Origin of the sequence: Leptospira ellinghausenii, assembly GCF_003114815.1 — a bacterium.
Lineage (GTDB): Bacteria > Spirochaetota > Leptospiria > Leptospirales > Leptospiraceae > Leptospira_A > Leptospira_A ellinghausenii.
Genome location: NZ_BFAZ01000009.1, coordinates 1,583,107 through 1,604,867, shown reverse-complemented (window position 1 = coordinate 1,604,867; position 21,761 = coordinate 1,583,107). Strand labels below are relative to the sequence as shown.

17 protein-coding genes are annotated in these 21,761 nt (G+C 38.4%); 13 read left to right on the top strand and 4 right to left on the bottom strand.

Annotated elements, in window-relative coordinates:
* Positions 1-15 precede the first annotated feature (15 nt).
* The 7 genes from DI076_RS16110 (at position 16) to DI076_RS16080 (ending at position 9,951) form a co-directional block, all read left to right on the top strand.
* Entirely contained in the window at positions 16-837 is an 822-nt protein-coding gene (locus DI076_RS16110; protein WP_108960746.1) for a hypothetical protein, read from the top strand.
* A gap of 111 nt (positions 838-948) precedes the next feature.
* Complete coding sequence (locus DI076_RS16105) at positions 949-1,764, top strand: Ig-like domain-containing domain (protein ID WP_108960745.1); 816 nt, start codon at positions 949-951, stop codon at positions 1,762-1,764.
* Between the two features lie 275 nt (positions 1,765-2,039).
* On the top strand, positions 2,040-3,617 hold the full coding sequence (locus DI076_RS16100; protein WP_174705095.1) for a TPM domain-containing protein: 1,578 nt from the start codon (positions 2,040-2,042) through the stop codon (positions 3,615-3,617).
* A gap of 146 nt (positions 3,618-3,763) precedes the next feature.
* On the top strand, positions 3,764-4,702 hold the full coding sequence (locus tag DI076_RS16095; RefSeq protein ID WP_439957306.1) for a hypothetical protein: 939 nt from the start codon (positions 3,764-3,766) through the stop codon (positions 4,700-4,702).
* A 53-nt stretch (positions 4,703-4,755) separates the two neighbouring features.
* Positions 4,756-5,274, top strand: coding sequence for a DUF1993 domain-containing protein (locus DI076_RS16090; protein ID WP_108960744.1), 519 nt, complete (start codon positions 4,756-4,758; stop codon positions 5,272-5,274).
* Between the two features lie 198 nt (positions 5,275-5,472).
* Complete coding sequence (locus DI076_RS16085) at positions 5,473-8,847, top strand: chitobiase/beta-hexosaminidase C-terminal domain-containing protein (protein ID WP_167396548.1); 3,375 nt, start codon at positions 5,473-5,475, stop codon at positions 8,845-8,847.
* A 177-nt stretch (positions 8,848-9,024) separates the two neighbouring features.
* On the top strand, positions 9,025-9,951 hold the full coding sequence (locus DI076_RS16080) for a hypothetical protein (RefSeq protein ID WP_108960743.1): 927 nt from the start codon (positions 9,025-9,027) through the stop codon (positions 9,949-9,951).
* A gap of 123 nt (positions 9,952-10,074) precedes the next feature.
* Here DI076_RS16080 and pckA read toward each other — a convergent pair whose 3' ends face one another.
* Positions 10,075-11,667 carry a phosphoenolpyruvate carboxykinase (ATP) gene (pckA, locus tag DI076_RS16075; RefSeq protein ID WP_108960742.1) on the bottom strand — a complete coding sequence of 531 codons (1,593 nt, stop codon included), beginning with the start codon at positions 11,665-11,667 and terminating at the stop codon, positions 10,075-10,077.
* 70 nt (positions 11,668-11,737) lie between these two features.
* Between pckA and DI076_RS16070 the strand changes: the two genes are divergently transcribed.
* The 3 genes from DI076_RS16070 to DI076_RS16060 all read left to right on the top strand — a co-directional run bounded on the left by DI076_RS16070 (position 11,738) and on the right by DI076_RS16060 (position 16,646).
* On the top strand, positions 11,738-13,168 hold the full coding sequence (locus DI076_RS16070) for a glycogen/starch synthase (protein ID WP_108960741.1): 1,431 nt from the start codon (positions 11,738-11,740) through the stop codon (positions 13,166-13,168).
* 171 nt (positions 13,169-13,339) lie between these two features.
* On the top strand, positions 13,340-14,752 hold the full coding sequence (locus tag DI076_RS16065) for a hypothetical protein (RefSeq protein ID WP_245918479.1): 1,413 nt from the start codon (positions 13,340-13,342) through the stop codon (positions 14,750-14,752).
* A 298-nt stretch (positions 14,753-15,050) separates the two neighbouring features.
* Positions 15,051-16,646 carry a hypothetical protein gene (locus tag DI076_RS16060; RefSeq protein ID WP_245918478.1) on the top strand — a complete coding sequence of 532 codons (1,596 nt, stop codon included), beginning with the start codon at positions 15,051-15,053 and terminating at the stop codon, positions 16,644-16,646.
* A gap of 24 nt (positions 16,647-16,670) precedes the next feature.
* Here the strand turns inward: DI076_RS16060 and DI076_RS16055 are convergent, their stop codons facing one another.
* Positions 16,671-16,979, bottom strand: coding sequence for a hypothetical protein (locus DI076_RS16055; RefSeq protein WP_108960739.1), 309 nt, complete (start codon positions 16,977-16,979; stop codon positions 16,671-16,673).
* Between the two features lie 257 nt (positions 16,980-17,236).
* Here DI076_RS16055 and DI076_RS16050 point away from each other — a divergent pair, with 257 nt between their 5' ends.
* Both DI076_RS16050 and DI076_RS16045 read left to right on the top strand, forming a co-directional pair.
* Positions 17,237-17,614 carry a DUF1304 domain-containing protein gene (locus DI076_RS16050; protein WP_108960738.1) on the top strand — a complete coding sequence of 126 codons (378 nt, stop codon included), beginning with the start codon at positions 17,237-17,239 and terminating at the stop codon, positions 17,612-17,614.
* A complete protein-coding gene (locus DI076_RS16045) occupies positions 17,611-18,483 on the top strand; it encodes an RNA polymerase sigma factor (RefSeq protein ID WP_108960737.1) in 873 nt (290 codons plus the stop codon). Before DI076_RS16050 ends, DI076_RS16045 begins: the two co-directional genes overlap by 4 nt.
* On the opposite strand, the gene DI076_RS16040 is transcribed toward DI076_RS16045, so the two are convergent.
* A complete protein-coding gene (locus tag DI076_RS16040; RefSeq protein ID WP_108960736.1) occupies positions 18,451-19,347 on the bottom strand; it encodes an AraC family transcriptional regulator in 897 nt (298 codons plus the stop codon). The genes DI076_RS16045 and DI076_RS16040 overlap by 33 nt on opposite strands.
* Positions 19,348-19,513: 166 nt before the next feature.
* On the opposite strand from DI076_RS16040, the gene DI076_RS16035 reads away from it, so the two are divergent.
* Positions 19,514-20,362 (top strand): NAD(P)H-binding protein, encoded by an 849-nt coding sequence (locus DI076_RS16035; RefSeq protein WP_108960735.1) that lies wholly within the window; start codon positions 19,514-19,516, stop codon positions 20,360-20,362.
* Between the two features lie 81 nt (positions 20,363-20,443).
* On the opposite strand, the gene DI076_RS16030 is transcribed toward DI076_RS16035, so the two are convergent.
* Complete coding sequence (locus DI076_RS16030; protein WP_108961020.1) at positions 20,444-21,622, bottom strand: YncE family protein; 1,179 nt, start codon at positions 21,620-21,622, stop codon at positions 20,444-20,446.
* Between the last annotated feature and the right edge of the window lie 139 nt (positions 21,623-21,761).

Here is a 21,761-nt window from a genome sequence, read left to right as displayed (position 1 = left end):
GTGAAGTATTTAACCATGAATCTTAGATCGATACAAATATCAAATTTCTCTTTTCTTAATTTTAGCAAAAGATTCGGTATCTTTGTTGTACCGTTTCTTTTAATCCAAAATTGTTATTTCAATCCATTTGTGTATGATTTATTGAATCCAGTTGAGAAAGAAGAGAATCCTGCGGTTTTGAGTCTTCTTGGGTTAGGGCCTTCCACTTTTTATGTGACGGGCCAATTGATGTTTGCTGGAACTGGGGTCTCAGGGGCAACGGTTCGGATTTCTGGCACTTCTGATCTAACAAATGTTAGCACTACCGATTCAGCAGGCCGATTCAAATTAATTAGCTCCGAAGGCAAAATGACTCTTGAAGTCGATGTCTCGGGAACAAAATTCACCATAGAACTTTCCGTCACTCCACCATTGGTTACTTTAGTTTCGATTAGTAATACTAGTTTTACAGTATTTAATTTGGGAGCATCTCCATCTTCTTTGGGCGATGTAACATATCTTGATATCACATCTTCTATGCCTTATGAGGGATTGATCGTTGCAAATGCAAATTACGGAATGACAATCTCTTCAGGATTCTCTTTCAATTTTTCAGAAACTCTTGAATCGCCATCTGATGCAGATACTTGGCGGAATGAAAACTTTCTCATTTCACCTCCATTGTCATTTCTTTCTACCAGTGTAGGAGGAAATAACGTTATCTTCCAAGTCAACAGTGGATCTTATTTACCGGAGACTGATTATTATTTAACTCTTCTGCCAGGAATAAAATCAGCTTCAGGTAAAAGCATGAAACCGACTATAATTCGTTTTAGAATTGGAGCCTTGTATTTATAGGAAATTTCTTGCATTGTTTGAAGTAAGGTCAGACTGTTAAATTTCGATTTGGTTATTAGTATTTGAACTAGATTGCTTGCACTTCTTACATATGAAATTCGGGAGTTTAAAATGAATCAAAAATATAGTTTTCTCTTTAGACTTATTTCTTTCAGTTTATTATCTTTCAATTTGAATTGTTACTTCAATCCCATTATCAATTCCATACTCGCACCTCCTGAATCCAAAGATAACAATTCATTCCTTGGACTCTTAGGCTTTTCCGGACAATCTTTACTCATCACAGGTCAAATCAGAGAGCCAAATGGTGTGGCAGGAGTGGGACTTGTTTTAGTACCTGGCAAATCGTTTGCGCCCCAATCCAAATCGACAAACTCTGGTTATGTGACCGATAACGGAGGAAGGTTTTATATCCCATTCCAAATGGGATCCATTCCATTTACTGTGAACAAAAATGGATCTTACTTTTTCGAATTTTCTTTAGAAGTTCTAGGCCCTCAAAACATCGGTTTCACAACTTACGGAATGCCGCCTGGTATGGAAATCCTAGGGCTCGGGACGGTTGGTCCTAACGAACAAGGGAACTTTTTTGAATTGGTCCAAGCCTATTTTATCAATGGATCCCAACTGTCATTACACCAAACAAATTTTGGAATTACACCCTCAACGATCTATTTGGAATTTAACGAGTCACCTGCAACTGTAGAAACAGATATAATAACTTGGATGCAAAACTACGTTGTGTTCACACCTGCTCCTATAGCTGGATATACATCCGTCACTGTTTCTGGAAATAAAATCATAATGAGTGGATGTGAGCAGCTTACATCAAATACCCAACATACGATTGATTTTACTTCGAATATAAAGTCTGCATCAGGTAAATCACTGAGTCCAACGAGATACAGCTTTTACTTTTCACTGTAATCACTTCGATTAATCGGTCAATTGATTTTATCCGAAATCATGTTAGAATCTTACTTACACTCAAACTTAAAACTAACATTGTCCAACACATATTCTGACTAAATAAAGAGTATATTTTTCTTTCATATACATTTCGCATAAAACTCATACTTGACAAACGAATAAAACTCATCTAAATTCTTCAGATCGTGATACAGTCCCTAGTTACTTCCTCCCAACCAATATCCAACGCAAAAAAAAGAACCAAATCGGCTTTTCCATTTCATTTACATTCAATCACACTATTTCCTTTACTTGTTGTCCTTTTCCTATTTTTGCAGTGCTCCAATACAAATGAAGAATCCATTGATGCACTTGTCGCCAAAGTCCCAAACCCAAAAGAACTTCGCAACAGTTGGGTAGAAGATAGTGCCGGAGTCCTGACAGATACTACGTCCATCGACAGTATGATCAACGCAGAAGAAAGTTCATCTGGGTTGGAAATTGCAGTCGTTACATTACCAACAATTGGCAGTTATGTGCCAAAAGATTTTGCAGTGGCACTCTTCAATCACTGGAAAATTGGGAAAAAAGGGAAAGACAATGGAATTTTGATTTTACACATCATTGACCAAAGGAGAGTCGAAATCGAAATTGGTTATGGACTTGAAGGTGACCTTCCTGATGCGACTGTCAAAAGGATCATTGATACTTATACAATTCCTTCTTTTAAAGAGGACAATTTCCAAAAAGGCCATGTCGAGACTGTTGCAGCATTAATCCAAAAGCTCAAACACCCTGAAATCGCTGTTGAAAATCTAATCTCCCAACAAGGGGAAAGTACCCTTCCCTCTGATGTAAGTTCTGCTCCATCTGAGAATGTTGATAACAATGCAGTTACACGCACAAATTTATATGATTACCAAGGTAAGAAGTTTACTGACCTCACTTCAGAAGAAAAACAAATATTAGAACAGACGATCGACACATACAATACAACATCTAATTTCTTTCTCACGGATGAGGAATCTCGGCTCTTAAATGAAAAATATGAAGAAACAGAAAGATTAGAAAAAGAAGAATCCTTTTATTTTAAATCGACTTTTGTTCTTGGTTATTTGGGTCTTTTCCTATTTTTAAATCTATTACAACGACTTATCGTTTGGATTTTGCCATCTCCGACTGCCAAATACCACATCGTTCACAAGACAGATTTTATCTTATACTATGGTATTGTCATTAGCCCACTGATTTTAGTCATCACAACCCTATCCCTTTATCTTGAAGAGGCACTTTTCCCTGTTTCTATCTTTCTCATCATCGCAAGTATCATTGTTTACTTTCTTTTCCTTAGCGATCATCGAATGAAAAAGTTAAACGTGCGATTACAAGCCATTCGAAATATTCCGAGAAAATGTAAAAAATGTGGATCAACCATGACCAAACTTACAGAGGAAGCAGATAACAAACATTTGTCGGATGGCCAAATCTCGGAGGAAATTGTCAACTCCGTTGATTATGATGTTTGGGTTTGCCAATCTTGTCACAATCACTCCATCTTAAAATTTCCGAACATCAATCCAGAATACATTTACAAAGGCACTTCGTTTCGTAAAATCAAAGTTTGTCCTGAATGTAAATTTGAAACCTATGTTTGTAAATCCAGTAGAGTCCTTTCAGAAGCAACTTACAGTAGTTCGGGGAAAGTGGAAGTCAGACGAAATTGTGCTCATTGCAAACACAGTGAAATCGAATATGAAACCATTCCCAAAAAACAAAAGAGTAGTTCTGGCTCCGGTGGTGGAGGGGGCGGAGGCGGAGGAAGTTTTGGAGGTGGTTCCTCTGGTGGTGGAGGGAGCGGAGGAAGTTACTAACTGTTCGTTTTCTCTTCTGCCAAGGAAAAACGAAAAAGACAGATTTTAAATTATAGTCTTTATCTCTGTCAAAAAAAGACTAATTTTTCCTAAACCAAACATACATTCGCCTATTCTGATTTCATAATGATTTAGAATGTGACAATATGTACGATTCGATTCCTCTTAGAATCATGCGAGTGTGTGGTTCTTTTCCTTCTACACTTTCGATTTTCCTTCTATGCCTCTTACTAAACCCCTCCGTTGGGGCAGAGGAAAATGAAACCCCACTGACCGTCCATGATAAAAAAGGACGCTGGAATATCCAATGGGGTTATAACCGAGATTATTTCACTCAAAGTGATATCAACTTTCGTGGTCCAGGGTACCGTTATACTTTAAAATCTGTTGATGCCAGAGACAAACCAGAATCGTTCAAAGCAGATGTTTATCTGAATCCTTCAAAGTTTGAAATTCCCCAGTACAATTTAAAGTTTATGTATTACTTTACAGATCGATTCTTTTTATCCTTCGGACAAGATCATATGAAGTATGTAGTCACTCCTGGCCAACCAGTCAAATATTCAGGTTATATTGACCCTGGAGTGATCGCAAAAAATCAACTTGCTTTGTCAACGGAAGCGGCTGCATTCATATATCTTTTTCCTGGACATGTCCAAGAAATGGCAGGATACCATGGTGGAGACCAAACCATTACTTTAACACCTGATATACTAAAGTATGAACATACTGATGGTTTAAATTATCTATTTTTAGATTTTGGATGGATCACTCCTCTTTATACTTCAGCTGATGGACTTAGTGGCATTAGTTTGGTATCCTCAATTGGTGGTGGACCAGTGGTTTGCCGTAGCGACGTACGCGTGTTAGGTAAAGGACAAAACAATAATTTCCACGTATCCGGTTATGGAGTATCTGGGTACGTCGCAACTCGATATGAATTTTCTAGAACTTATTTTATTGAATTTGGTGGGAAGGGTGGTTACATTGATCTCACCGATGTGTTAACAAGTGGAGGATCCAATCGTGCCTCGCAAAATTTTGGTTTTTTAGAGTTAATCCTCTCTGGTGGCATTGCCATTTAGATTTTAAGATTTAATGGATTGATTTCGTATGTTCTCTTCCAATGAATAGAATTATGAATCAATCCATGATCTTTGAAATCTCTGTCCAATCCTTCAAAAAAGGACTTAGAAATTTACTGAATATTCTAGAAAAAGCAGAATCCCATGCAGAAGCCAAAAAGTTTCCATTTGAGAACTTACTAAACGCAAGACTCTTCCCTGACCAATTCCCTTTAACCAAACAAATCCAAATTGCATGCGATACTGCAAAACTTTGTGTGGCTCGTATTTCGGGCAAAGAGGCACCCAAACATGATGATACTGAATCAAATTTAAATGAACTGAAAACAAGGATCCAATCGGTTCTCCAGTATTTGGATAGTTACCAAGAATCAGATTTTAAGATGGTTTCGGAAATCAAAGTGTCCCAACCAAGATGGGAAGGGCAATACTTAACTGGGTGGGAATACCTTACCCATCACGCGATCCCAAATTTTTATTTCCACATCACAACTGCTTATGCGATTCTCCGTCATAACGGTGTGGAGATTGGAAAAAAAGATTATTTGGGTGAGATGCCATTTAAGAAATAAAAAAAACCATCCATACGGCTCCTCAAGCTTCGCAAAACCGCTGAAAACGGTGCAAACGCGTTTTCAGAACGTTTTTAACGGAAAAATTTGAATTTTTTTCCTTCCATGTAATTTTCCATTGAGAGCATGGAGACCTTTTGCTTGATTAGAATTTCCGAATATAGATTTGGAAATTTGAATTTGAAAACGGACTCTGTTATGCGAAACAAACTTTATTTATTTTTAGTTCTAACTCTTTTTTCGAGCCAATGTGTTGGAATCCTCCCCGACGGCTCCTCGCAACAGGGTTTCAATCCGTTTGTTTTTTTATTTGGACTGATAGGAGGGAACCAGAGTTCCTCTCAGGATTTATCCCCTGGCACTACACTTGATCTTTCGGGAGATGGGAAAACGGACGCCACTCTAGTGGATTCAGATGGGGATGGAGTTTCCGATGGGATCAATCTCACAGGTGGCACTACTCCCAATCTTATCCTCTTAGATACCAACGATGATGGAATTCCTGATGCCGTCGATAGCAATGGTGACGGCAATGCCGACTACTTCATCAGTCCTAACCCTCCTGGATTTTTAACAACAGCCCCAGGTGGAACAGGAAGTCCTGTCGTTATCATTGTTGATGCGAATGGGAACCCACTTGGATTTGATACCGATGGAGATGGAACACCAAATGACATTGCCATTGTGACAATCCTTAGCGATACGACACCTCCAACACTCACCAGTTCTTTGTTAGCTGGCACATACTCCACTGCTCAAACTGCAACTCTCACTTGTTCTGATAATCAGGCTCCAGGTTTCATTGTATACACGATGGACGCTTCTTCCCCAACATTCTCACCAAAACTGGGAACGGTGGTGAATCGTTCTTCCCAATCCATTTCCCTATCTACGGAAGGAAATCATACATTGCAAGCCCTCTGCCGTGACTTGGCAGGAAACCTATCGGCACCACTAAACATTACGTATACGATTGATTCTCAGGTTCCTGCTCTCACCCTTGTCGGTCAAACGGCAACTGCGATCAGTTCCCAAGCCGGTGCCATTGCAAGTTCCACTGCCACATGGCAAACCAATCGATCCGGCTCCTATGTCATCCGAGAAGGAAGTGACTGTACTTCTGGAACACAAGTGGCATCGGGGAATGTGACTGCTAATGCCGATCAATCCTTCCAACGTTCCCATACCAATTTTACTAGCGAAGGAACCAAAACCTATAGGATCTGCGTTACAGGATCCAATGGGCTAACTGGATTTGTTTCCTTTAGCCTCAGGCGAGATGACACACCACCTACAGTCACCACAAGTCCAGGTGCTGGGAGTTATGCAACAGCTACCTCTGTCTCTGCCTCGTGTTCGGACGTAGGAGGTTCTGGGTGTGACAAAATCGCTTATTCAGTATTAGTTGGCTCTTCTCCGACGAATCCTAACATCCAAGGAAGTACAGGAACTATCATCAGTGGAAATTTGTACAATTCTGCACTTGTTATGACAGATGGTGCTACCACCTATACAAAGTTTATTGCTCGTGACCAAGCGGGAAATGTATCCAATGTGGTTTCTCAAAATTATATCGTAGATACAGAAGTAGCGACCGTTACCGTCAATTCGCATACACAAGCCATCAACGGAACCTCTCATGCTTCCGTAAGCTGGCAATCAACCAAAGCGGGTCCTTACCAAATTCGATTAGGTGGAACGAACTGTTCCAATGGAACGGCTCTCTCCAATTCGGGGAACGATGCCAATGTTACAGGAAATGCCATAGCAACAACGGAGATCAATTCCTCGATTTCAAATTCTCATTTTAGTGAAGGTGAAAACACAATCCGCATCTGTGTGGCAAACTTAGTGGGAAGTTTTGGATCGACCACCCGAACTACCAGAAAAGACACAACTGCACCTGTTGTGGCAATGGTGTCTCCTTCTGGTGCTGGCCCTTTTACAACGGGAACCCAGCTCCAACTCAGTTGTTCTGATACAAACGGAACGGGATGTGATAAAATAATTTATACTTTGAATAGCACAGAACCAACGTTTGATGGCAGTGGAGCCGTGACAAATGGATCTGTTTATACAACACCAGTGGCACTCTCCGATGGGAGTAACCAAGTGCGTTACCTGGCCTGTGACTTAGCAGGAAATTTAAGTTCAAGTGGGAACCAAAGTTTCGATGTGGGACCACCGGACGCACCTGCCTTTGTGGAAGCACAAGCTGGGGGAACGAGTGCTGTTGTGCAATGGTGGCCAGTCAGTAGAGCAACGTCGTACACTGTGTACTATAGCACTAGCCCTGGCGTTACAACGGCATCCACAAGTTTTGGACCAGTGACAAATCCATATGCAACGATCACAAGTTTGGCAAGTGGGACATTGTATTATTTTCGGGTGGTGGCAAGTAATGGAGTTGGTAGTAGTTCGGTGTCTTTGTTGGAAGCGAGTGCTTTGACGACCGTGACACCGCCGGGGACAAATTCAACAGGGACCTATGTTGATGTATCTGCGGGACAAAATGTAGGAGCATCACTTGCACTAAGCACAGTATTTGACTCCTTCAATGAAAAGTTATTATTGCTAGCAGCTAATTACTCAAATAATGGAAAATTAAGCTTGTTTCAATGTAACCATAATGGAACAGGTTGCACTCACACCGATATTTCCTCTGGTCAGGGAAGCAATTCAGGCTTGTATCCAAGTGCCGTCATCGATCCTATCCATCGAAAGCTATTGGTAGCAACGCTAAACATGAACAATGGAAATAAGTTTAGTTTATATAGGTGTAACCTAGATGGAACATCGTGTACTCACAAAGATATATCATCAACGATCACTATGAATTCCACAAATTCCCCAAATGCAGTCTTAGATCTTATCAATCGAAAATTACTGGTGGTAACAGTTAACAATAGTGTATCAGGAAATCTCCTTTTAATACGTTGTAATTTGGACGGAACAGGATGTATTGCAACTGATATATCACCTGGAATTACAAGTATGAGTGGTACCTTTAGAGGTGTCGCAATAGATAAATTCAATCAAAAACTATTAGTTGTTTCTCGAAATGCAGGTAATTATAATAAGCCGAGCTTAATTCGATGCAATTTAGATGGAACGAATTGCGAACATATTGACATCGCAGCAGGCCAAGGTAATGGCTCAGGTCTAACTCCAAGTTTAGTCTTGGATGAAATCAATCGGAAGATTTTAGTTGTAACGGTAAATATTGCCAACAACGCAAAACCAAGTCTCTTTCGATGTAATTTAGATGGAACTATGTGCAGTCATTCTGATATTTCAGCTGGTCAACCAATCAGCTCAGGCGATTCACCTTTCATAATTTTGGACTCATCTAATCAGAAATTTTTAGTTATTACTCATTATAGTAACTATGTACATCTATACCGGGGCAATCTGGATGGCTCTTCAACTGTCTACACTCAAATTACCGCTTCTCCACAAGGAAGTGGCAATTTTGTATTCCCAAGAATCATTTTAAATCCTATTAATGGAAAGTTATTAATTCCAGTTATAGAATTTGGTGGAGGATATCGCCCTGGCCTCTTCATCTGGTAACCCGCGCCAGGGATCCGAAGGGCTTGGTCACCTGCCATCGTTAGATGGCTGGGGACGGGAGCGTTAGCGCACCCCGAAGGGAGCCCGGTCGGTGTTCGATGGACCTGCATCATCGAACAAATGCGAGGCGCACATTATCATCTATCAATACATTACTAACAACACCAAAGGAATCCAATGAATCTAAAACCATTTCTCTTTCTCCTGTTTCTCTCTACCAACTTTCTCTTGGCACAAGAGGCGATCGAATCACGAAAAACAAATCCCAAAACCTATGAATATGGCCTCAAAGGACAAAATTTTACCTACGTCCCTTTTGAGACAAAGGGAATCATCGGTTATAACCAATCGGATATCCGTAATAACAAAGATTTGGTGTATTTGCCATTTTTTAAGTATCGAAATCCGGAAAAACAATTTGGATTCGAATTTGATATGGTAAATATCAAACTTGATGATCCATATCGAAAAACATTTTATTCCAATAGTAATGGTCTCTTTCCATCAGCGATCCCGTATGGAAATTTCCAAAGGCAAGAATATCGTTTTCATTTTCTATATATGCCGATCGAAAGCCAAATTTTTTATTTTGGACTTGGTTTATTAAAAATAGATCGAATGTACCAAGTGGAGAATTATGAATTTGCTTACAACATTCGCCATGACAAAATCAATTCGTATGGAATTTCCATTCCACTGCGGAGTAAAATTCAAATTTTTGATGGTTTCGAATTCAATTTAGGATTTGATCCTTACGTCACATATGGGAACAGGGATTATGCGAACCAAAGATCTAGTACTATGTATTCATCCGATGGTCGAGTGGGCCCTTACTTTACACTAGCAAAAACCAATCCAAACAACATTACGGAAATCTTAGGATTTCAAGCAGAGGTTTCTCTTTCTTACAAAGTATATGACCAAATCAGATTGTATTTTGGTTTTATGCGAAACCAATCCAAAATCCGTTCGATCAATTTTGAGCAAAGGAATTATACCTATTATGGAGCGGACAACGAATTGTATGTGTCGAGCAGAAGTCCCTTTGAAAGGGCGATTGATACACACAATTCGTTTTACTTCGGGATCTCGAACACACATTGAAATAAAAAAAACCATCCGAGATTTCTCAAGGATGGTTTTCCACTCACAGTCCCATTTCTTCAAAAGGGACTTCCGAGCCACCTAAACTCCGCTAGATGGTCTCTTTGAAATTCTACAACAAACTTACGCTACTGGGCCGTATTGGCTGTAATCAAATTCTTTGGAACCAGTGAGATACTTTTTGTAGTTTTCTACAAATTGTTTCGCAAGGTCCTGAGCTGTTTTGTCGTATTCTTCTTTGTTTTCCCAAGCGTTACGTGGGTTTAGGATATGAGCATCCACACCGTTCACGGATTTAGGGAAAGACACTTGGAATACTGGGTGTTTTTCAAACTCGGATTTTTCAATGTTTCCGTTCAGGATTTCATTGATGATTTGGCGAGTTGCAGGAAGGTTCATCCTTTTTCCAACACCATACTTTCCACCCACTAGACCTGTGTTGATGAGGTATGCATTTACTTTGTGTTTTTTCATTTTTTCACCAAGAAGTTTTGCATAGAAAGTTGGGTGGAGAGTCATAAACGCCTGACCAAAACAAGCTGAGAACGTTGCTTGTGGTTCCTTTACACCGCGTTCCGTTCCTGCAACCTTTGCAGTGTAACCAGAAAGGAAGTGGTACATCGCTTGTTCGATGGAAAGTTTAGACACTGCAGGTAATACACCATATGCATCGTAAGTCAGGAAGATCACTGTGTTTGGGTGACCTGCTTTGGATCCTGGTTGGATGTTGTCGATGTGGAAAATTGGGTATGATACACGGGTGTTTTCTGTTTTCGCAGCAGAAGAGTAATCAACCTTTTTAGTCGTCGCATCATACACAACGTTTTCGAGAAGTGCATCACGACGGATGGCTGCATAGATTTCTGGTTCAGTTTTTGGATCTAAGTTGATGGTTTTTGCATAACAGCCACCTTCAATGTTGAAGATTCCATTGTCGTCCCAACCGTGTTCGTCATCACCGATGAGTTTACGATTTGGGTCTGTGGAAAGAGTTGTTTTTCCTGTTCCAGAAAGACCAAAGAAAAGTGCGCTATCTCCATCTTTACCCACGTTTGCAGAGCAGTGCATTGTGAGAACATTCTTCAGTGGTAGGTAGTAGTTCATGACAGAGAAAATCCCTTTTTTCATTTCCCCACCGTATTCTGTTCCACCGATGATACAGATTTTTTTTGCTAGGTGGAAGATCACAAACACTTCAGAATTGAGGCCGTGTTCTTTGTATTTTGCGTTTTTATAACCAGAAGCGTTGATGATAGTAAACTCTGGGTTTAGTTTTGCGAGTTCTTCTTTGGTTGGGCGAAGGAACATGTTGGTGCAAAAGTGGTGTTGCCAAGCTCTTTCCGTTACCACACGGAGAGAGATACGTGTGTCGTCGTTTGTTCCCGCGTGGCCATCAAATACGTATAATTTTTTGTTATCTAGGAATTTGGTGACTTCTGCATAGAGTTCGTTAAAAATTGCTTCGGAAACTTTCGTGTTTACTGGTCCCCACCAAATGTTGTTTTGGGAAGAAGGTTCATCGACAAAGTACTTGTCTTTAGGGGAACGACCCGTAAAAATTCCTGTATCCACCATCATCGTTCCATTATCAGAAGTAACACCTTCTTTGTTATTCAATTCGTGCTGGTAAATTTCTTCGTATGATAAGTTATGGAAGACTTCGGACGGTTTAAGGCCGAGTTCAGCAAGGCCTTTTAGATTAGTAGATACTGACATGGATCTCTCCTCGATTTCACTTTGTGTTTTTCTAGCTTCTTACTTTGCGAGTCGGTGTCAATAACAGAAAATGAAGATTCTACATGCATCCGCAGAATATTTTCCCTACATCAAGATGGGTGGTCTTGCGGACATGCTCGCCTCCCTTACCAAAGAACAGGCTAAGACAGAAAAAGTTTATGTCGCATTACCTCTGATTGGATCGATGGGGAAAGAGCCAAACTGGACTGGCAAAGAATATAAGGCAATCCTGCCCGAAGATGGGATCGAGGAAACGTTCGCTGTGAGTTTACTGACTAAAGCAAGGTTCCGGGAAGCAGATGAATCTGGGATCAAATTGTATTTTTTTGATTCGGAATTGTTTCGGAGTTTGGATTCCATTTATGGAACGATAGACGAACATTACCGTTTTGCCATTTTTTCATACGCTTGTTATGCGCTAAGCCAAATCTTACAAGTAGATTCCTTCCATGCCCATGATTGGCATACAGCAATGTCTCTCGCCTTACAAAAAAATTCGAGCCATTCCATTCCTTCTGTTTTTACGATCCATAATCTTGCTTACCAAGGGGACCATCCATTTTGGATGACTGGTTTTTTGAAAGAAGATCCCTTTCGCCTTGTCACAAGTCCATTTGATCACAATGAAAAATGTAATTATATGAAGGCAGGGATTTTGTCTGCAGGGAAAATCACAACAGTAAGTCCAGGTTACAAAGAAGAAACCTTAAGGGAACCCAATGGATTTGGTCTGAGTTATGCCTTACAAAAACGAGGATCGGATTATACTGGAATTTTAAATGGAATTGATACTGACGAATGGAATCCAAAGTCTGACAAACGGATTTTCCAAACCTACTCGGCTAAGGACTGGAAAGAAGGAAAATTAAAAAACAAAACACTTCTTTATGAAGAAATCGGTAGACCTCATTTGCCATTGGATGCACCTCTCATTGGTCTGATTGGCAGACTCACCTACCAAAAAGGATTCCCTACATTTTTACAGGCATTTTTAGAAAGACGCCACCTTCCACACCGTTATGTGGTCTTAGGTTCTGGTGATACAGAAACTGAAAAAGCATTTTTTCATTTATCAGATGTGATGCCGGATGTGTTTTATTTTTACAGAGGGTACAACGAATCACTTGCACACAAAATTGAAGCTGCTAGCGATTTTTTCCTCATGCCATCCCTCTTTGAACCCTGTGGCCTCAACCAAATGTATAGCCATGTTTACGGAACGATTCCGATTGTTTCAAGAGTGGGAGGTCTAAGAGATACGGTTGAGGAATCGATGGATCCCAAATTCAAAACAGGAATTGTCTTTGAACCGAATGACGTTAGTTCGCTGGGTTATGCGTTAGAACGAGCAAAAGATCTATATTTCTCGACAGATAGAAATTTCGTAGTGAAAACCATTATGAATCTAGATTGGACCTGGACCAAACGAAAATTAGAATATGATTTTATTTACCAAAAGGCCATTGAACTTTTGCAATGAAATTATTTATTTTTCTTTAAGAAACTTATTGAATTCAAATGTTAGCAAAAGTAGACTATGAATTCTATTTGCTTTTGTTTTTCCTTCATCATTATTTTCCTATTCTCTTGTAAACTCAATCTGAATAACCCTAGTGACCCAACCTCAAGAGATTTTTTTCTAACGAATCTTATGCGGTTATTTCTATCATCAGATCAATGTTTAAACTTCAAAACCTGGAAAAAAACCTACGGAACTGGCACAAGTAAAACCACAGGTTCCGACATCATGGTTCTTTCGAATGGTGATTATTTGGTATCGGGTGTGACTAGACAGTATATTCTTACTGGTTCTCCAGTTGGTGTCACAAATAATTTTGCAGGTTCGAATGGGATAACACTTAATACTTTTTTAATGCGTGTATCCAAAGAAAATGGTGACATCCTTTGGGTTGATTATCTTGGGGAAGCGACTGTCGAAACATATTTTAAGCCAAATTTAAATCGATATTCCAATGGAGACATATCGGTTGCTATGATCGTTACAGGAGCTTCTCAGCCAAGTCCACTAAATGCGAAATCAGGCATTGGAATTCCTTCTTTATTTGTTGGAAGGATCAAGGAAAATGGAACACGTGTTTGGTATACATATTTAGATTCACCAAGTATTGGAGAAACAGTTGTTTCTGCGATGGATACGTCAAACCGTTTACATGTGTTTATTGAAAATATATGGGATACTACTTCAGTAAGCCATGCACCTTTTGTCGATGGCCCGGCGATAATTAATACACCTCTCGGAGGATCTTCTGATTCTGACTTTATTCATTTAGCAGTAAATGAAAATGGTTTTATGAGTTTCCAAAGATTTTTTACGAGTGCAGGTGGAGACTATGTGTTTGGAGTTGATGCAAATACCAATGGACTGTTTATTTCTGGCACAACCTCTCAAGGTGCCAACGGAACCATTCACCCCAATATAAATACGCAAACTCCAATTGTAATGAAAGTTAACGAAGTTGATGGAACAATTATTTGGTATCAATATTTTGGAATTTCAGCAGAAGGAGATTATGGCCCGTTTCGCTTCTACTTAAAAGATGATCAAATGTTTTTATTAGGTAATGCTAGAAATACATTCGGTTCTCCTACAGAATCGCTTGTCGCAGCAGATGGAACAATCAAACATTTTCTTCTAACAAAGTTTAATACTAATGGTACTTTTTTATGGAATAGTTTCTTAGGAAGTAATTCAGAAGCTACCGTTGATTTCTCTGAATCTGAACCTTTGTTTTTATCCTCTTCACAATTATTATTTCGTACTCTTAGTTCTTCATCGACAGGAAGGTATACCTCTTCACCTAACTCAATCATTGATACCGCCACTGGTGTTTATCCACTTGCTGATATCTTCGTTAATCCTGTATCTGGAGAATTTAATCGTTTTAATTATCAATCAAATTTAACTTCACCTACGCAGGAAAAAACTGAAGTGATGAAAGAAATATGTTCGGGTAAACTCGTCCGTCTTAACTACACAAAGTTCACATCAGCAAACTTTCCTGAAAACACTCAGATTTCAATTGAAAATGTCAATTTACCTTAAGAAAAAGGATATGGCGCCTCGCATTCGTTAGGAGATTCTGCTTTCTTCCAAACACGACCGCGCTTTGCGCTCCAATCTTTTTCTTCGAAAAAGGATTTCCGCTGCAATCGCTGGCGCAAGAGTTATGCATAGAAGATATTGTAGCGATTTTCCGCTAGGAGATAGACGTATGCATTGAATGATTTTCAAACGTTGGATCACAAAAAGCTTGAGAATGAAACGATGAATTGTATTGATAACATGTCTAAGAAATTACATTAAATCCTGCCAAGCTCCATGTTTGGCTATAGAATCACTCATGAAGTTTTTGCTTAAATTTTATACATTTTTATTATCACTCTTCTATGCTTCGATATTGATAATATCGTTCTCACATTGTAAATTAAATTTAAACAATCCAAGTGATCCAAGGTCCAGAAGTTATTTTGAAACCGCATTATGGAATGAATTCTTAAAAACGTTATGTGATCCGAATACAAGAGGATCAGTGCGTTTGGGAAGTGGAAGTTATAAGGTATTTCCGTATTCCCTCGAATTACTGAAGAATGGAAATTTAGCTGTCACTGCAGGTGTTTTTGAAGATGTAACTTGGAAGGGACGAACTGGTGGTATTCAGTATTCATACTCTGGCACACTAGGAACAACGATGAATGTCATTGTCTTTATATTGAATGGAAGGACATTTGAAATTGAATGGCTAGATTATTTAGGACCAACTACCTCTACTTCTGAAGAAGTAAATTTTGCTCCAGTGAGAGAAATGTCGAACGGAGACATTCTTGTTTATACCAACGTCAATGGGACACAAGGCACACCAATCTCTGGCAAAGCAAATACAGATGCCTTTTTAGTAGCAAGATACAATCAAAAAGGTAATCGTATTTGGCATACGTATCTCGATTTACCAGTGAACTCGTTTCTTCTGAATAAATTTGCTCTGGTAGTTGATAAAAACGACCAAATCCATTTATTTTTTATCCATAATACAAATTCTTCCAATACACCTGACTCAACAGGATTTATAGAATTCCCAAGCACAAAAGTTGCATCGGATGGAACGAATGTTGGACAAAGAGAGATTGGATGGGCAATTTTAAATTCAGATGGAACACCCATTTCTCAAACATATTTACCTTCCATTAATAGTATAGAAATATCAACTGCAGAACTAGGACCAAATCACAATATTCTAATTGGTGGTTCAGCACAAGATAACTTTAATGGATTTCCAGGACATCCGTTACCTTCTTATTCCAGAATCGTTCTTGCGAACCTATCGATAAACAATCATTCGATCCAAAATGTAACATACTTAGGAAATTCAAGCACGTCGTTCAATCTTGGCGACATTAATACATTAACAGGTGGAGCAGATGGTATTTTCGCTTCTGGAAATTCAGCAGGCGGATTTGGAATCCCTATTCATGATTATCAATTTTTTCCAACAGGAAATTATCGAAATCATATCTTCTTAAAATTTGATTGGAATGGAAATTTGATTTGGAACCAATTCGTTGGATCAACCAATACAAACGTCCTAGAATTTTTTCCGAAAATTACATACATACCATTCTTTGATGAATTTCGAGGGAATATCTTGTCTCCTCTCGACGGTACGCGGTTCACAGGACTAGATGATTTGAGTTATGGAAATGGAATTAATGAATTACAGGATGTTACATTTCGCCTACGCGGAAGTGATGGACGCATTAAATCAGTTTACTATGAAACAAATGTTTCAGTTTCACCGCCACCAAATGTTCTAGTCGATTATAATGTTCAATATCTCAATGTATGCAATGGTAGAATTGTTAAACTAATAAGGTATTTAAATTACCCAGCAGAAGAAGGAATCATGGAGGTGAGTACGAGACCTGGCTTCGAGGAACCTTAATCGTCCCTCGATAGCTTAAAATTATCATTTCCAACTAAGATTCGCTTTGCGACCGTTTTGAGTTTGGTTACCATAACCAGAGATCGAACCCTCACTTCTTTCTGTACCGAATTGGAGTACGGCACTACTGAGGGTGTATGCATTTCCATTGGTTGAATATACCTCGATGGAGTGGCCTCCGATCCCTGAATGGGAATTGCGAGCAGACCCTCCATTTCCACCTTTTCCTCCAGAGCCTGCTGTCCCTGAAATAAGCTGAACACTAGCTAACACTAATGTGTTTAGATCCAATTTAACTGCTACTATCGAAGATCCACCACCTCCACCTTTCATACCTTTACTGCCATCAGTTCCACCACTATCTTTAGCAGCTGTTCTACTGCATATATCTAATGTATCGATAGATAGGAGGATGGTGATCTAAGATTCTAGTTTTTTTTAAAGAGACTGTGTTTTCAATGCCGCTAATTCTGGTGGAAGGTAACATTTCCAACCAGAACGGACGTTTTTTTTAAAATTTTTTTCTGAATTCTGTCACAATGGAGAAAATCCGTTGTCACAAGTAGGAAAAGGATCTTTAGGAGGATTCAATGAAATTACTTTCACTTATACTCATAGGTTTTGTTGCCGTAGAACATGTATTCATTCTAGTGTTGGAAATGTTTTTGTGGAAAACAGAATTGGGAATGAAGGTATTCCAACTCACACCTGAAACAGCGGAAATCACTGCGAAACTCGCAAAAAACCAAGGTTTGTACAATGGGTTTTTGGCTGCAGGATTATTTTGGGCACTGTTTTTCATCAAAGACCAAAGCCAAAAATTCCAAACCATTTTGTTTTTTCTCGTTTGTGTTGTGGTGGCGGGAATTTATGGATCTGCAACTGCAAAATTTTCGATTTTGTTTTCGCAAGGATTACCCGCATTTTTAGCATTAGTTGTACATTGGTTGGCCAATCATAAACGATGATCGAAGATCCACATAGTTCTCTTTTAGAGAGTTGTTTACAAGGTAAATCAAAAGCGTTGGAAGAATTGATACAATTCTTCCAGCCAAAAGTTTTTTCCTTGGCTCTTAAATTTTTATGGAACCCTGAAGATGCAGAGGATGCCACACAAGAAATTTTAGTCAAAGTGATTACAAATCTCGGTGGATTTCGAAGAGAGAGCAAACTATCTACTTGGATTTATAAGATTGCGAGTAACCACCTCATCAATGTTAAAAAGTCAAATCTAGAAACAAAACACATTCACTTTAGAAACATCCGTGATGAATTACACAAAACTCAAAACAACTTACCATCTCATTTAATAGGACAAACTGATTCCAATTTAGAAGAGGATTCAAATTCCAATGTTTCGAATCTGGTTTTACATGTCCAAGTTGCTTGTACATATGCGATATTACAAAGTTTGACCCGTAAGTATAGAATGGCTTATTTATTAGGAGATGTATTTTCTATTTCGAGTGAAGAAGGCGGACTCGTAATGGGAATTAAACCTGAATCCTATCGACAATTATTATCAAGAGCAAGAAACCAATTAGAACAATTTTTGGGAAAAGAATGTAGTTTAAGTAAAAGTACAAATCCATGCCAATGTAAAAATAGAATTCGTTATGCAACGAAAGTTGGAAGGATTCGATCCTATTTGAAACTATCGGAACAGATGAAACTCGATGGTAGATGGAAACAGATGAAACCACTTTTACCAGAGACTACCAAAATCCGAAAGGCAGCCGAAATTTACAGAAACCAACCAAATTTTTTACCTAAAAAAAACCAATTAGAAAGTATTCGAACTTTGTTAGACAACTCGTTTCCATTCTCTGCTCGGTGAATTTCCATAAATTCTTTTATAAGCTTTGGAAAAAGAGAATGCTGACGCATAACCAACATTTTGTGCAATTTCCTCTAAACCCATATTCCCTTTTTGAAATAAAATTTTGGCTTTTTCCATACGCAGTTTTGCCAAATACTCCATTGGTGGGATTCCCAATACATCCCGAAATTTGTTAGCTAGGTTTGCGCGAGATACCCCAGTTTCTTTTGCTAGTGATTCGATTGTCCAATCCTTTGCATATGCATTATGAAGTTTTTCTAAAGCATACAAAACAGTTTTATCGTGAAAGGCTTTGATCCAACCAGAAGGTGAGTTTTCCTCTTGTTGTAACCAAATTCGGATCATATAGTATAGCATAATATCTGTTAATCTTTGCACTATTAAGTCAGTTCCAAGATTGAGTTCTAATTCTTTTGAAAGGATTTGAATGAAATCTTCTAAAGAGTGGTGTTTTTGGATACTTTCATATGGAATATAGATGAAATCTGGTAACTCCATGAGAAGTGGGTGGACGGGTCCAATAGGAACTTCATACCGAACGGATACAAAGGTAGTGACTGGATTTTGGTCTTTCTTGTGGTTATTTTTTTCATTCAAAAATCGTTCGATTGTTACAACTTTTGCTTTTGGATCAGATAATAACTCGTGGTGTATCCCTCTTGTGATGAATAATAAATCACCTTTTTTGAGTGGGATCAGCTTGTTTCCTATCCTCGCATAACAGCTGCCTTGCGTTACCACATGGAAACCGCCACTTTTTTCGCAAGGGAAGTGAAATCCAAAACTATCGAAGATTTGGCCTTTTGACAAAAGGTCGTTTTTCCAACCTGCTGAAAATAGAATGTCTGAGAGTAAATCCATAAGTAAAAAATACCAATTCCCTACCATTTGTCCATTAAATTATACTTTTGGATATATTTTTAATATTTTTCGACATAGAAAGTATATTTTTTTGTGATAAACTAAATGTATAAGATTCAAAAGAAGTAAAAGTAAAATTGAATCTGAGGATATAAGGTAACAAACGATGAAAGTATTTGTATATGGTGGATCAGGTCTTGTTGGTGGGTATCTCGTCAAAGAATTACAAAAAAAAGGACATGAAGTTTTTGCTGGTTCCAGAAAACCGGAAGCACAAACAAAAGAAACGAACCTGAATTGGGTGGTAGCAGATTCGAAGGATCCTAAAAAAGGGATAGAGATTTTGGAATCAGTGGATGCTGCATTTTTTTTAAGCCCTCCAGGGGAAACAAACCAATATGAAATTCTTTCTCCTTGGATTGAAAAGGCAAAACAAGTTGGATTGAAAAAAATTGTGCTCATGACAGCGATGGGAGTGGACCATGCACCACCGGAAGCACCTTTCCGAAAAACAGAAATTTTATTAGAAGGATCTGGCCTTTCTTGGAACATCATCAGACCAAATTGGTTTATGCAAAACTTTCATACGTTTTGGATTGCAGGCATCAAACAGGACCAAAAGATTTATTTTCCTGGAGGAAATGCAAACGTTAGTTTCATAGATGCCAGAGACATTGCATCCGTTGCTTCCGTACTATTAACTACTAATGATTTTCAAAAACAGGCACTCACACTCACTGGAAAAGAATCCATTGATCATTACCAAGTAGCCAAGCATTTATCTTCTGTTAGTGGAAAAAACATTGAATACAATGATGTTGATCCCAAGGTTTTTGAAAATTCCTTGGTATCCGCCGGACTATCAAAAGATTATGCAGCTTTTTTAGTGATGATCGCAGGTGCATTAAAAGAAGGATTCTCAGCACCTATCCTTGATACTGTCAAAAAGATCACTGGAAACGATCCAATTTCATTTCAGAAATATGCAGAAGACCATGCGAGTGCGTGGAAATAAAAAACAAATCTAAAGCAAATCCTCCTTATCCACAAACGATAAAAACTTTTAGAATGTGGATAAGAGGATTCTAGATTCAGTTCATTCAGCGATTAAAATTCGGCTTGAAGCTCCCCCTTTTGGGTCTTCCAAAATATTTCTCAGTACTAATTTTTGAAATGGTAAAAAGACAGATCCACTTACATTCACATAGTTTTTATAGAATTTTTTCGTTGGGATTACTTTCTTTTGTTTTAATGTTTTGGGATCATAAATATGAAGCCCCGAATTTCGAACCCAAACCAGTTCCCCTTCTTTCCAAAATCCCAATCGATGGCCGTGTGTACCCCACTTCGTTTTTTTGACATCGTTTAAATTGCCTGTATTATAAATTCTCACTTCTCCAGTATCCGAAGCCGCCATATACAAAGTTTTTCCATCCTTTGAAAAACAAATTCCGTAAGGAGTGGAAGGGATTGAAAACGATTGGAATGTATTGGTATCTAATTGAAATAAATAACCAAGTGGATTTCGATTTTGAAACGCTTCTGCATATGCAGCGATGACAATCTGATTTGATTCTGGATGGAATTCAGGTGTATACGGATAAAATTTGGATTTGTATTCCTTTAGTTTTGTTAAGTTTTGATTTTGAATTTTGAAAATGAAGGCAGATACATCTTCTGATACATCATCTTTTAAATCTGTATCTACAGCGAATGTAAAATAAGCTGCTTGGTCCTTTTCAGAATAACCGATGTAAGAACTTTGAGCAAATGACTTTGAATCCTCTTCTGGGATTTCAAAGATAGGTTCCACCACATCGATGTTATTTGCTGTTAAATCCCAACCTACATAAAAGTATTTTTTTGTTTTTGATGATTTTCCTTTGTTTTCAAGGATAAATCCTGCACGATGATTTCCTTCTTCGTAATATAAAAATTCGTAGATGGTAAGAGGGAGACGTTTGCCTTTGTTCTCAATTTGGCCAATAAAATCTGTTGTATGTGCCAGATAGTATGCTTCTAATGGAATGGATTTATAAATTTTTTGTTTTGAAGTTGTATCGTAAAAATAAACTCCAGGTTCATCAAAATCAGCAGTTTTACCAATATAAATCCACTTACCACCATTGACAAAATATGGATTACTTGATTCTACAAATGTTGGTCGAACATCAAAATTAGTACTGAATAAAAACTCCGATTCAATTGTTTGCGCAAACAAACTACCAACAAAAAAGAAACAAATAACACTCGTAACAAAGTATGGAAACATCATTCTCTCCCAATGTTTGGACATGGAGAATTACAATATCTCAAATTTGTTCTTTTTACAACTCAAGTTTGTAAATTTTTTTCTAAATTCTACTAAAAATCCAATTTAGAAATCGGTTCTTCTTCCATTAAATCAATTCAAA

Excerpts from the sequence above, each read along its gene's own strand:
- DI076_RS16110 (WP_108960746.1), top strand. The coding sequence starts at position 16 with ATGAATCTTAGATCGATACAAATATCAAATTTCTCTTTTCTTAATTTT.
- DI076_RS16105 (WP_108960745.1), top strand. The coding sequence starts at position 949 with ATGAATCAAAAATATAGTTTTCTCTTTAGACTTATTTCTTTCAGTTTA.
- DI076_RS16095 (WP_439957306.1), top strand. The coding sequence starts at position 3,764 with ATGTACGATTCGATTCCTCTTAGAATCATGCGAGTGTGTGGTTCTTTT.
- DI076_RS16090 (WP_108960744.1), top strand. The coding sequence starts at position 4,756 with ATGAATCAATCCATGATCTTTGAAATCTCTGTCCAATCCTTCAAAAAA.
- DI076_RS16085 (WP_167396548.1), top strand. The coding sequence starts at position 5,473 with ATGCGAAACAAACTTTATTTATTTTTAGTTCTAACTCTTTTTTCGAGC.
- DI076_RS16080 (WP_108960743.1), top strand. The coding sequence starts at position 9,025 with ATGAATCTAAAACCATTTCTCTTTCTCCTGTTTCTCTCTACCAACTTT.
- pckA (WP_108960742.1), bottom strand. The coding sequence starts at position 11,667 with ATGTCAGTATCTACTAATCTAAAAGGCCTTGCTGAACTCGGCCTTAAA.
- DI076_RS16070 (WP_108960741.1), top strand. The coding sequence starts at position 11,738 with ATGAAGATTCTACATGCATCCGCAGAATATTTTCCCTACATCAAGATG.
- DI076_RS16065 (WP_245918479.1), top strand. The coding sequence starts at position 13,340 with ATGCGGTTATTTCTATCATCAGATCAATGTTTAAACTTCAAAACCTGG.
- DI076_RS16060 (WP_245918478.1), top strand. The coding sequence starts at position 15,051 with ATGAAGTTTTTGCTTAAATTTTATACATTTTTATTATCACTCTTCTAT.
- DI076_RS16055 (WP_108960739.1), bottom strand. The coding sequence starts at position 16,979 with ATGAAAGGTGGAGGTGGTGGATCTTCGATAGTAGCAGTTAAATTGGAT.
- DI076_RS16050 (WP_108960738.1), top strand. The coding sequence starts at position 17,237 with ATGAAATTACTTTCACTTATACTCATAGGTTTTGTTGCCGTAGAACAT.
- DI076_RS16045 (WP_108960737.1), top strand. The coding sequence starts at position 17,611 with ATGATCGAAGATCCACATAGTTCTCTTTTAGAGAGTTGTTTACAAGGT.
- DI076_RS16040 (WP_108960736.1), bottom strand. The coding sequence starts at position 19,347 with ATGGATTTACTCTCAGACATTCTATTTTCAGCAGGTTGGAAAAACGAC.
- DI076_RS16035 (WP_108960735.1), top strand. The coding sequence starts at position 19,514 with ATGAAAGTATTTGTATATGGTGGATCAGGTCTTGTTGGTGGGTATCTC.
- DI076_RS16030 (WP_108961020.1), bottom strand. The coding sequence starts at position 21,622 with ATGATGTTTCCATACTTTGTTACGAGTGTTATTTGTTTCTTTTTTGTT.